The following is an 11,615-nucleotide window of genomic DNA, read 5'->3' on the forward strand; positions in this document are numbered from 1 at the left end:
CTACCCGAAACCGATCGTCAACCACCCGGAGGCTCGGAAACGATTTCTAGCCACAGCGAAATCGGCACTTTAAATCTCAGCCAACTCTCTCCTGGGTCCACCCACTTGAAAAGCCCGTGCAAAGGTTCCCTATTAAGAAAACGCAAGAGGCGGAGGACACCTTGACGACAGAACTCACTCGCATACCCCAAAAAGAAGTTGTCGTGGTTGCCGGGGCCAGTGGTTTCGTTGGGCGCGTACTCATCCCCGTTCTTCTAGAGCGTTTCAAGGTCATCGCTCTCGGACGTAATATACCCGAAAAAAGTGACCACCCGGATTTGGAATGGAGAAGCTGTAATCTTTTCTCCCTGCTTCAAGCAGAAGAAGCCATTCAAGACGCGCAGTATGCATTCTACCTCGTTCACTCCATGGCTCCATCCGAGCTCACCCAAGCTGGCTTTCGCGACATCGACTGGATTCTGGCAGACAATTTTGCCCGTGCATGCGACCGGGCCGGAGTCGAACAAATCATTTACCTCGGTGGTTTGATCCCCAGTGGTCAAAAACTATCCGAGCACCTCACGAGTCGCTACGAAGTGGCGCAAGTTCTCGGTGCCCGTAAACCAACAGTCACCGTACTGCAGGCAGGGCTTATCATCGGGGAAGGAGGGTCATCCTTCCGAATCATGTACCGGCTGGTGCAACGGTTACCGGTGATGCTCTGCCCTAAGTGGACCTCATCTCAAACCCAGCCAATTGCAGTGGAAGATGTGGTTGAACTGCTCGACGGCTCTGTTGGAAAACCGGAGTTCTACGGCCAATGGTACGACATCGGTGGACCGGACCGAATGACCTACATCGAGATGATGCGGACCACGGCCGGGGTGATGGGGCTGAAAAGAAGAATTGGATCTGTTCCAATCTTTTCTCTTTGGCTCTCTCTTCACTGGATTCAAGTGATCACGGGTGCCTCAAAACAGCTTGTAGAGCCTCTCATTGAGAGCCTGCGACACGATATGGTCGCACAAGAAAATCGGCTTCAAAAAAGACTCGGAGTCACTGGCATCCCATTTGTAGAATCTCTCAGACGCGCTCTGCGAGCCGAACAAAAACAGCCGTCGAAACGATCTGCACTGCGTTTGCCCTATTTAAAACGGCCCACCAAACAAAAAGTGTGTTCGATACAGAGACTCGAACTCAACAACAGCCGCTCAGCGCAAGATATTGCGATGGACTATGCCAAGTTCCTCACTCAGTTCCTCGGCCCATTGCTCAGAGTTGAAATCGACGAGAATCACTGCATGAGCTTCTGTGTGCTCGGGCTTCGAAAGCCTCTCCTGAAGCTCCAATACGTATCGAACCGTTCCGAGCCGAGGCGCGCTCTTTACTATATTGAAGGTGGCATTCTCGCGAACATGACTCGAATGGAAAAAACAGAAAACAAGGGTAGGCTTGAATTTCGACTTAGCAACTGCGGGACCTTTGTTCTGGCAGCTATTTTTGATTTTGCTCCGCGTCTACCGTGGAGTATCTACCGACTCACCCAAGCACCTTTTCATCTTTGGGTAATGAATTCATTCGGTAAGTACCTCAGAAACCGAAGTTCCAACGCATCGAAACCTGCGCTAAGTTTGTAGTAGATTAACTGTCACGAACCAGTGATAGCCACAGTAGCTCATCAAAGCTACTCGCAAAGTCCAAGCAATTGTCCTTATCCAGTTTGTTTTGACCAATTGTTGATGGGTTGGACCATGAAATCCCGACGCCAAACGGTTGTGGAGCGGTACCTGGACAAACGCAGTTGATAACCAAATGGCCGCCAGTAAAACCAAGGCAGCAAGCCATGCCGGATGCCTCACCATCAGCGGGTGGGCAAAGGCGCAAAACGCAACTGCGCTCACGAGTTCTGTCGCCATTAAGGGAAGAACGACCCACGTAATCTTACGCACGTGTTCCTCTTGATAGCGGACGTAATGCTCTTGGGAAACCCGCTCAAAGAGCGGGTAATGGACGATTTGAATCATCCAAATGAGCCCCAGCATGGCACTTGATGCCAAAAGGTGAAGAAGCCATAAGCTAAAAACAGCTGGCATTGTCATCATTTAGAAGTTCACCTCTACTCTGCAATACTGGCCGCTCCCTGATCTTGAGACCCGAAATGAGAGCCACCTGCTCCTAAAAATTCTCGAAGGTTCCCAATATGAGAACTGGCTCGGATGCGACCCAGAGCCTGCTGCTCAAGCTGCCTCACTCTTTCACGGCTGATGCCCATCGCTTCTCCGAGTTCTCGGAGTGTATATTGTTTGGGTTCACCAAATCCATATCGCATGCGGATAATTCGAGCTTCACGCTCAGGTAGCTCGCTAAGAACTTCCTTAATCTCATCGGAGAGAAGATGAAACATCGTTTCTTCTTCGGGATCGAATGCGTCATCATCGCTTAGAAAGTCTGCAATCGTTCCCCCTTCTCCGCCGCCCAATGCCACGTCGAGTGATAGAGGTTGCTGCACCATGTTTAAAGCCCGCTCCACACTCTGGAGAGGCACTCTGAGTGCTCCGGAGATATCCTGGGCTGATACATCATCGGCGTACTCCGACAAGTAGCTACGGGTCTTCATTACGCGTGAATACATCGCCATGGCATGCCGCGGTACGCGTATTTTTCGGCCTCTGTCTAAAACAGAGCGTCCAACGCTTTGCCTGACCCAATAGTTCGCGTAGGTCTTAAATCGCACACCTCGTCCTAGGTCGAATCGCTCTAAGGCGATCAAGACCCCCATCATTCCCTCTTGAACTAAATCATCCAATTGGAAATCATGGCGATGGTAATTCCCGGCAACGCGAATCACCATCGGGACGCAGTGCTCGATGATTTCGTTCGTGGCCACACTCATGGCGTCGACCTGCGCCTGGACCTTAATAGCGAACCCTCGAAGATAATCGAGGCTGGTCACGTATCTGGCTTCAAACTCCTCACAATCCTTCATTTCCAGACGGCCTTGAGAGACCTTCATACGAAGGTGCAAAGCCTTTTCATGAAGCTTTAAGATGTATGCCCCAATATTCTGCACCGAGTCCTCAGTGAGCTGCATTTTGGCAAGTTCTTTGGACAAGGATTTTGAAATGGTCTTGAGCCGCCTAGCCACGGATGCCGGGGCTTTCTGGCTTTGCTCAAGACGCGAAAGCTCCAGGTGTTCCGCGCGAAGCTTTTGAAGCTTGTGCTGAATCCGTAGCTCTTTCTTAGTGTTTGGGTCTCCTGAAGCTTGATTTCCCGAGGCCGATTCCGGACCCGCCGGGTCGACAATATCAACCCTCCGCATCGAATCGAGGAAGTTCACAGTTAGCGGGCTGGCTTCCACCAGGGCCCGAAGCTGCTCGCGTGCTTCCATAAATCGCGTGAGCGAATCTTGTTCTTGTTCTTGATTAAGGGTCCGGTAACGGCCCCCACGTTTAAACCACTGTTTCTTCGGCGCTACGGTCTCGCAATTGCGCGGTGAAGGTCTAGACATCTAGATGACCTTTCTTTCCACGCAGAGCCCTGGGAGCGGTTAAGCTGTGCCCTGCCTATGTAAGTTCTACTAATAACGGGGGTACACCCTAAATAAATTTCAAGGCGTAGCCTCCGAGTTCCATTCTTTAATTTCCTCTGCAGCTCTTTGGGCACTCAGCCAAGCCCCTTCCAGTGTGCCGCTTCGCGTATATGATCCTGTTGCCATGAGGCGTCGTTTCTCACAAACAAGTGGTTGGTAGTCGGCTTGTTGGTAGGGCTGGGCATAGAGCCATCGGTGGCCTATCAACCTGGCTGGACGACGGTCTTCAATCCCCAAGGCATCTCGAAAAGTCTCCCAGAGAATTTCAGCAGATTCGTCCTTTGTTAGGTTTAAATTTTCCGCCGTCCAATCGTGGGAAGCGTGTAAGACCCAGTTCTCACCCGGGTTTCGGTTCGGCTTGGAACTGTTTCGAATCGCTTTCGCAAGCGGTCCTTTTTCGAAAACAATCTCATCACAGCTGGTCGCCAGTGGCTCTTCAAAACAAAGCATGGCCGCCCAAACCGACTGCGTCCTCATGGCGCAAAGTTCATCGACATATTCAGGAAAAGGGCTGCACAAAGCTGCCGCCTGCGCGGGGGGCACTGTCAATACCAGAGCATCGAAGTGCCCCAAGTCTTGGCCATCTTCACTCTCTAGTTTCCAGCGATCGTCTTCATAAGAAATTTTTGCTACCCGGCACGAAAACTGCGGTGCAATTTCACCCAGCTGCTGCTTACATAATTCGTTCATTCCCGGTATTCCCAAATAGCGAATACTGGTCGCTCGTGCCGACACCAGCCCGAAGGAGCTACTGCAGACCACTTTGGGTTGCCACGCAGAGACAACACCTGCCTGTTCCCACGCTCTGACTTGTTCTAAAAAGTGAGGGCTTGAAACGGTAAAGTAGGGCGCACCGTGGTCAAAGATACCCTCCTCGGAACGGCGGGTGGAACATTGTCCTCCGGCCCCGCGTGCCTTATCGAAAACCGATACAGCGATGTTCAAGGCGTCGAGCTCTCGGGCCAGGGTGGCTCCTGTGAGGCCTGCTCCTACAATTGCTACTTTCATATTGTCTCCAGGTTTAACTTGGGGACGACCGAGGGAAATGGCCAGGGTCTAATCGAAGGTCTTTAGAAAAACCACAAAACCTCGCCGAAGCGGCGGTCGCTTTACTCAAATCACATCTACCAGCTCTAAATAATCGCGCACCAAACGCATAAAGCGGCGCTTGTTCTCCAATGTCGGAAAGAGTGGACTTAACTTTCCGCTTGCCAGCCGCAAATAACCTACTCGGTCAGCATCAAGCTGGCTGTAGGACTGGACCAGGAACTTAAAGTTTTCCTCGGGGTAAATCCCTGGACAACTGCGAGTCGCTATCAGTGTCGTCTCATTTACCTCTCGGTTCCAATGCCACTCTATCTGCTTGCAAGGGTCAGACTCTAATGCTTTTGAAGCCTCGTTGAACACATAGGCCGTTTCCTGAGTTCGGTTGTAAGCGAGAAACCATCGGTAACCGGGTTGACCCTGAGCGACAGTGGGCTTGGAAGGGTAGAAAAGCTCGATGCTCGTATCTTTTTTCTCCGTCCAATCGTAAAATACAGACCGCGTATTTTTGAAAAAGAGAACCGAGCTTGGTTTGGCATTGAAGCGAGGCTCAGCGTCGTAGAGGTCCTGACTCGAGGGAAAGCAGCCCCCAAACATCACCAAACAGACCACCAGCCCGAGATTCCTCACTTATACACCTGCCTCAGAACAAATCCCTTGAGCCGTTAAGTGAGCAACAATAGAACGCCCAAGTGTTAGAGCCTCCGTCGTGTCGACTCCCAAGACATGGTTGGCCACGCGGGAGCTGCCCTGCATTTCGTCTCGCCACTGACAAAAACCGTGGAAGGTCTCGGGCACGTCGGCCAGCCATGGCCTTTCGTCAAATGGGTGACTCGTTTTATCTTCCTTACGGTTCTTGAACCGCCGGTAGTGAATTTCCGGGCTTGGTGAGATCCCCAAAGAGTAGTGACTCAACTGAGTAAGCCCTTTAAGCGTGGGCCAAAACCCAACATCTTCCGTTACGAAAATACCGTAGGGGGTCTTCGGCAGCTCTTGTCGTAGAATATCGAGCTGAAGATCGCGAAATGTGTTCTCCAACGCTCGGCTCGCTAAACTCGGGATGGAACAGCCAAGGCGGTGCTCCACGAGGCGATCGAGATCAACAAATCGGATTCCCGTGATGCTCGCAATCCAGGCTGCCGAGCTCACAGCCCCGCTCCAAGGAGGTCCCAGCAACACGATCGGTTGATCGATGCTGTGCGTGGCGTAGTGGTCGTAGTAGCCCATCCCGTTTCTCCTTAGTTCAAGGAAGGGACGATCCAAAGCAGTTTAAACCCCTGGTCGTTCTCATCACACATACCCTACCTAAGTTGAGGAAACGATATGGACAACCACTTCAGCATTGAGACCATCTCATCAGCGCTGATCGTCGGCGGCGGTCGCGGCATCGGCTTAGGGATCGTCACACAATTGTTGGAGCGAAATCCGAACCTGAAGATTTGGGCGACCTACCGCACACCTGAAAAAGCGTCATCTTTATTGGGACTGCATAAGCAATTCCCAAAACAACTCCGCGCTCTACAAGTAGAGCCCGCCCAAGAAACTGACTTGCAAGAGGTTGCAAAAATAATAGGAGCCGAGGCACCAAACGGGTTGCTTGATCTCGTGGTGGTTGCGCCGGGAATACTTCACGCACCGGGAGGCAAACCAGAGAAATCACTGCGCGATATTAATCTCTCACAGCTCACCGAAGTTTTCACCGCCAACGCCTTCATCACACCGATGGTCGCCAAACATATCAAGAGTCTTTTATCCAGAAATCAACCATCATGCTTCGTTGCTTTATCGGCCATGGTGGGCAGCATCTCAGACAATGAGCTGGGTGGATGGTATGCCTACCGAGCCTCCAAGGCTGCCCTGAATATGTTTCTCAAAACCATTTCCATCGAGCTCAAACGCAGCGGTTACAAAACACGGGTCGCCGCCATCCATCCTGGCACCACAGAAACCGAACTATCCAAGTTATTCCTGTCTGGCGTTAAACATAAAGTATGGACTCCCGATGAAAGCGCCCACAACATCCTCAATGTTATTAATGAGCTCAGGCAAGAAGAGACGGGATGCTTCAAAAATTGGGACGGTAACAAGATTCCCTGGTGACCGCTGAGATTATTTAGGTTGCTACCCACCCGCTTTGCGCTACGCTAGTGAAAATATCGTTTGCCACATCAAGTCGTTAGGACCACTCATGCACCAAGTAACCATCGCGAAAACCATACCAGCATTTCTCATTATGGGACTACTCGGCTGCTCAGGAGAACCCGACCTCCTGCCCTCCTTTCTCTCGGATTCAAATCGAGACGGCGCCGTCAATGATGCCGACATTATTCCTGAGGGAGCAACCGCGGCTGATACCCTGATTCTTGCAAATATAGACGACGACGACTCCGATGGAACCTTAGACAGCTGGGATGCGATCATCAACGGTAATCCTGACTCGCTCGACATCTCGCGGCTGACCTTAGCTCAGTCTCCAGACCTACCAAGCGATGCTAAGGTCTACATGTACATAACCAACGCCACTGCTGCCAAACGGATCAACATCTGGCAACTCAGCCCAGCACCTGCTGTGATTTTATCTCACGGTTCTCACGAGGCCATCGAATTGCCCGCAGATGTGATGCGAGACGGAGATGTCACACTGGGAATCGAGGCACTCGCGGTGCGAACCACCACTTGGGATGGGCGGGTGGAGTTCGTGATCGAAGTGAGAGAAGGCGACACCGAATACCAAGCCGGCACGCTTACTCTCACACCGCCTCAATCAGCAGTTAGAGCCGCGGAAGCTGGGGTCTGGAGCTGCGACCCACGGTTTCAAGGAGCTGGAGACGGCTGTGACTGTGGATGCGGGGCTGTCGACCCCGATTGCACAGGCACCCAGCTCGGTGACTGCGACTACTTCTTTTGCGGCGCGGATGCCTTTGAAGCAGGCTCAATCGCCGACTGCGCACCCACCGGTGGGAACATGACAGTGCCAGAGCTGCCTTTGGTATTAGCAAAGCAAAGCATGTCGCTGCGGGTCACTCCGGTTATCTTCACGACGAATTTAGAAACCCCCGAACGCTTGCACATGATGCGTATCACCAATCAAAACGAAGGTGAGACTGAGTTTCTATGGCAGGCATTTACCCAAAATGAGAGCATCGGATACGAGACGGTCGATGTCCCATCGGAAACGTACCGCGGGGATAGATGGGTGCAAGATACCGTACAGCCCGCCTATCAAGTGGTTCCGCATGTGGATGGGTGGCATGAAATCAAAACCCACTTACAAGTAGAACGAAGAAGAGAGCTTCTTGGGTTTGTTCGCAATGAACTCTTCGGACCCAACCGCGCCATGGCCTACCCCGGCGGTGACGGCAGCGAAACATCTTTGAACTACGGAGGAAACCTTGAAGTGCTCGCGCCCCACAACGGCCCCGATGGCAATTACCCGGTAGGTCGTATGATTTACGGAGGCGGCAGCGGTGGTACCATCAATGGCGTAAACTACAGCGACTCTATGGAACCTTCACAGGTGGCCTGGATGGATGCACAAGAGGTTCAAGGCCCCGCTCTTGAAGTTTCATCGGAGTGGCTTGTTGTTGGGCACATTGATGAGATTTTTCAAGTGGTTCCTGTTTGGGAAGGGGCCGTAATCACCGGCTCAAAAGTCGTCATCGCCTCGCCGCAGCTTGCCCAAGATGTACTTGAAGATTTAGCGGCTGAAGGAAAAGGCGGCTTGTCTATCTTCACCGACCGGCGCAACTATGAGTCTACCGTAACGACCTTGCTCCAAGATGAAGAGCTGATGAGCTACAATGCAAGGGTTCAGGCACGGATCGACAGCATCCAAACCGTTATTCAAAATGCAACGGGATTGCCCGACGAAGACTTTTTAAGAGTTCCCGTGCTCTATGAAGCAGACAATTACAACAACATCGATTTAAGCATTGCATTGAATCCCGGCATTCAGAATCTCGTCACAGCTGGGAACACTTTGTTTTTGCCTGATCCCGAGGGACCCCTGGAGAATGGTTTGGACCACTGGCAAGAGGCCACTCGAAATTCACTCAACGGAACAGGGCTAACGCTTGAGTTCGTCGATGTATTTTACGGATACCATGTTCAATATGGCGAAGCCCACTGCGGCACGGCCGTCGAACGCACGCCCATGACCACCAAGTGGTGGCTGGAAGATGAGGTGACACCATGAACCGCGCAATTTCATTTCTAATTACAAGCGCACTTTACCTTGCTTTGATTTTACCAAGCAGCGCGATGGCAAAGAATGAGCTGCCTGCTCTGCTCACTGAAGTTATCGCCGACGCCAAAGCCAATCACGCAAGCGATTACACCCGCCTTCGAACCCTCGAAGACCTCGCCCCAGAGAATTACCTCAAGGCAAGAGTTCAACGGCCCATCGCGGTCAGAGCGATTAAACGTCTCAAACTCCATGATGGGCTGCTGATTCAAGCCTTGCTTCAGCCATCGCTTGAGCTGGTTCCAGTGCAATCATTCCCATCTCATCTAAGCGAGCAAGACAAAGAACACTGGCAAGCCCAAGTCCTCAATGCCCTCCAAGTTGGAGCCGCTTCGGCGTTAACCCATCAGCAAAGTCCCCACGCTCAAGCCGCATTGGCTTACGCTCTAGAAAATCGGCAGTACCTGCAAATTCATCCTGCTCTCTGCGTACTTTACGGTCGAAGTGCCCGTCATCTAGAGGGGGTCACCAGGCTTAAAAAAATTGCTCAGACCACAACGGGTCTGCTTCAAGAATCAGCGATCATCGGGCTTGGTAAGACGAGGCAGCTTCAAGCCTTTGAGGTTCTCAATCAGATGCTTACACCATCCACTGATCCATCAACTCAAAGGGTTCTCTTACACGCCATGGGTCACCTCGCAGATCGGGCTGCACAAAAGGCAAACCCTCTGCCGGGCGACGCCGAAATCAGAGCGAAAGTAACGGACGTGATGTTGCGGCGTATCGATACCCCGGTGGCGCAGCCCCACGAGACAGTGGCGCTCTCCTCATTGCTTCTTGTCGTTTTACCGAATCAACTCTCGATGCTCGAGAGTCAGGTCACTCAGCCTCGTGCGCTTAACGTAGTGAAGCCTGCATTCTCGCGCATCACACGTCGTCATACCCGTAAATAGGCTATTGTAGTTCGGTGGTTTTGGGGCCTACTCTGAAAACCGTACCGGTCGACAGGGCTCAGGCATTCAACGCGGGAAGAGAGAACTCTAACGCTTGTACTTCACGCTGCAGCCGTAGGGTTTGACGTGGTTCTTGGCCACAGCCCGCTTAGCCTTTAAATCAGCCAGTGCAGATGCCACATAATTCGTTGCCTTCGCATCTTTTACCCACGCATCCGAATCAATCGCGCCTTCGTATGCAACTTGCCCTTGAGCATTCACGACAAACATATGCGGCGTGGTCACTGCCCCGTAAGCTTTGCCGACTTTGCCATCCGCATCGTGGAGTGTGGGGAACGTATGACCATGCTTTTTCGCCCATTCGGTGCTTTCGGCTGTTTTCGTAAAATAAGATGAGTTTACAGCAAGCCACACAACATCATCCTTCGCGGCATCTTCGGCCACGCGCTTCATCGTGCCTGCCTCATAATGGCGAACCACAAATGGGCATCCCGGATTGGTCCATTCTAAGACGACTGTCTTTCCTGAATAATCTGCCAGCGTATGGGTCTTGCCATTTTGGTCAACAAGAGAAAAAGCTGGGGCTGTCTTACCTACAAGGTCTTGGGCAAAAGCAGTGGCACTCATTGCGAATACTGCACCCACACAAAAAATCTCACACAATCGACGACTGAACATAACCTGTCTCCTGAATAGAAAGTTTCGTGTCGTAATATAGGAACCCTTGAAGGCAAATCCAAGATCTTGAACAAACTTCAGGGTACCAGGTCGACCTGAAACTCTGTGTACTCAATGACGTTTTGTAAGATGCGCCGCTCAAGTTGGGCATCGCTCATCGCCTTGAAATCAGTGTCGGCGAAGAGTCCCAAAAGATTTCTCTTAATTTCAATCCGCGCGCCCGTTTGACTCGCATCAACTTGGAGTTCCTGGTCGGCCGACCCATAGAATGCGCTGGGATACAAATTCGACAGGGTACCGTAAGCCACGGAGCTCGATATTGTAAACGCCTGCGCTTCACCGCCCTCTACCGCCCAAGTACCCTCTAGGTAAAGACTGGAACCAACCATGTCTTGTTCCTGAGGCAATTGAAGCGTTCCTGTCCCGCCCCGCGCTACCAAGTAGTGAATCTGGCAATACAGGGTGCCCTCAATGGTACGGCTACCAACCTGCTGGCTTACCGGCTCGGTCAAATCCTCAACATAAGACTGAGCCACCACCGAGGCATCAAGATCTTCCTCGCCGTGACCCGCGTGCGCGGTGCGAACTCCAATCAGCCTCCCCCACCACTTCCCCCAATCGATGCTCGTCAGCTCAGAACCTTCTTCATCTTCACAGGGAACGAGCTGCGTGCTGTAAAAAACCAAATAACCGGTAGTGACCTCGATGTCGTAGCCCAGGTTGTTGGTAAGCTCGAATCCGCTCTCCGAAAAGAGAACCCCTTCGGTATCCCAGCTCACATGGTAATCCACTTGGTGTGGACCTGGCGTGAATTCGCTCTGCGTCTCGGCCTCGCTCAGCGGCTCACCACAGCTTGAAAGAAGGAGCAAGGCAGCAACAATCGGCCATCTCATTACGCACAATCCTCGGGACAGATATCAGCGGTCTCGGGACCGTCACAGACGCCATCGCCGCAGCACCGCTCAGTTTCTCCCTCTTCGCAATCCATATCTCCCCCCGGGCCGCCCGCTCCTGGACCACCGCCCATACCGCCGCCTTCTTCTGCGCCCGCGCCCGTAGCAGTTCCAGTAAAACACCCGAGAATGTACGGGAATCCTGCCGTTTCATGGTAGCGATAAGTTCCGTCGGGACCGATTCGCCCATTGCAGCGATCGAGGTACTGCTCATCGTTTTTCTGGTTAAAGGTATA

At 52.2% G+C, this 11,615-nt stretch carries 11 protein-coding genes and 1 pseudogene; 4 read left to right on the top strand and 8 right to left on the bottom strand.

Annotation, left to right across the window (positions count from 1 at the left end; genetic code table 11):
- Nucleotides 1–161 precede the first annotated feature (161 nt).
- Nucleotides 162–1,616 carry an NAD(P)H-binding protein gene (locus HOK28_00005; protein MBT6431441.1) on the top strand — a complete coding sequence of 485 codons (1,455 nt, stop codon included), beginning with the start codon at nt 162–164 and terminating at the stop codon, nt 1,614–1,616.
- A 51-nt stretch (nt 1,617–1,667) separates the two neighbouring features.
- Here the strand turns inward: HOK28_00005 and HOK28_00010 are convergent.
- The 5 genes and pseudogenes from HOK28_00010 to HOK28_00030 all read right to left on the bottom strand — a co-directional run bounded on the left by HOK28_00010 (nt 1,668) and on the right by HOK28_00030 (nt 5,839).
- Nucleotides 1,668–2,078: pseudogene (locus HOK28_00010) on the bottom strand (hypothetical protein).
- Between the two features lie 17 nt (nt 2,079–2,095).
- Nucleotides 2,096–3,487: a sigma-70 family RNA polymerase sigma factor gene (locus HOK28_00015; protein MBT6431442.1), complete on the bottom strand. Its 1,392-nt coding sequence runs from the start codon at nt 3,485–3,487 to the stop codon at nt 2,096–2,098.
- 99 nt (nt 3,488–3,586) lie between these two features.
- Nucleotides 3,587–4,576, bottom strand: coding sequence for an NAD(P)-binding protein (locus HOK28_00020; protein ID MBT6431443.1), 990 nt, complete (start codon nt 4,574–4,576; stop codon nt 3,587–3,589).
- A gap of 105 nt (nt 4,577–4,681) precedes the next feature.
- Complete coding sequence (locus tag HOK28_00025; GenBank protein ID MBT6431444.1) at nt 4,682–5,242, bottom strand: hypothetical protein; 561 nt, start codon at nt 5,240–5,242, stop codon at nt 4,682–4,684.
- Nucleotides 5,243–5,839 carry a hypothetical protein gene (locus HOK28_00030; protein ID MBT6431445.1) on the bottom strand — a complete coding sequence of 199 codons (597 nt, stop codon included), beginning with the start codon at nt 5,837–5,839 and terminating at the stop codon, nt 5,243–5,245.
- A 96-nt stretch (nt 5,840–5,935) separates the two neighbouring features.
- Between HOK28_00030 and HOK28_00035 the strand changes: the two genes are divergently transcribed.
- The 3 genes from HOK28_00035 (at nt 5,936) to HOK28_00045 (ending at nt 9,748) form a co-directional block, all read left to right on the top strand.
- Nucleotides 5,936–6,712, top strand: coding sequence for an SDR family NAD(P)-dependent oxidoreductase (locus tag HOK28_00035; GenBank protein ID MBT6431446.1), 777 nt, complete (start codon nt 5,936–5,938; stop codon nt 6,710–6,712).
- Between the two features lie 88 nt (nt 6,713–6,800).
- Nucleotides 6,801–8,807: a hypothetical protein gene (locus HOK28_00040; protein ID MBT6431447.1), complete on the top strand. Its 2,007-nt coding sequence runs from the start codon at nt 6,801–6,803 to the stop codon at nt 8,805–8,807.
- Nucleotides 8,804–9,748 (top strand): hypothetical protein, encoded by a 945-nt coding sequence (locus HOK28_00045; protein MBT6431448.1) that lies wholly within the window; start codon nt 8,804–8,806, stop codon nt 9,746–9,748. The genes HOK28_00040 and HOK28_00045 overlap by 4 nt, the downstream gene beginning before the upstream one ends.
- Nucleotides 9,749–9,835: 87 nt before the next feature.
- Here HOK28_00045 and HOK28_00050 read toward each other — a convergent pair whose 3' ends face one another.
- From HOK28_00050 to HOK28_00060, 3 genes are all read right to left on the bottom strand, one after another.
- Nucleotides 9,836–10,426, bottom strand: a complete 591-nt coding sequence (locus tag HOK28_00050; protein ID MBT6431449.1) for a thioredoxin family protein — start codon at nt 10,424–10,426, stop codon at nt 9,836–9,838.
- A gap of 77 nt (nt 10,427–10,503) precedes the next feature.
- Complete coding sequence (locus HOK28_00055; protein MBT6431450.1) at nt 10,504–11,319, bottom strand: hypothetical protein; 816 nt, start codon at nt 11,317–11,319, stop codon at nt 10,504–10,506.
- Nucleotides 11,319–11,615 (bottom strand): hypothetical protein (locus tag HOK28_00060; GenBank protein ID MBT6431451.1); only part of this gene is annotated, 297 nt, incomplete at its 5' end. The genes HOK28_00055 and HOK28_00060, both read right to left, overlap by 1 nt.

The sequence above is a fragment of the Deltaproteobacteria bacterium genome (genome assembly GCA_018668695.1).
GTDB lineage: Bacteria > Myxococcota > XYA12-FULL-58-9 > XYA12-FULL-58-9 > JABJBS01 > JABJBS01.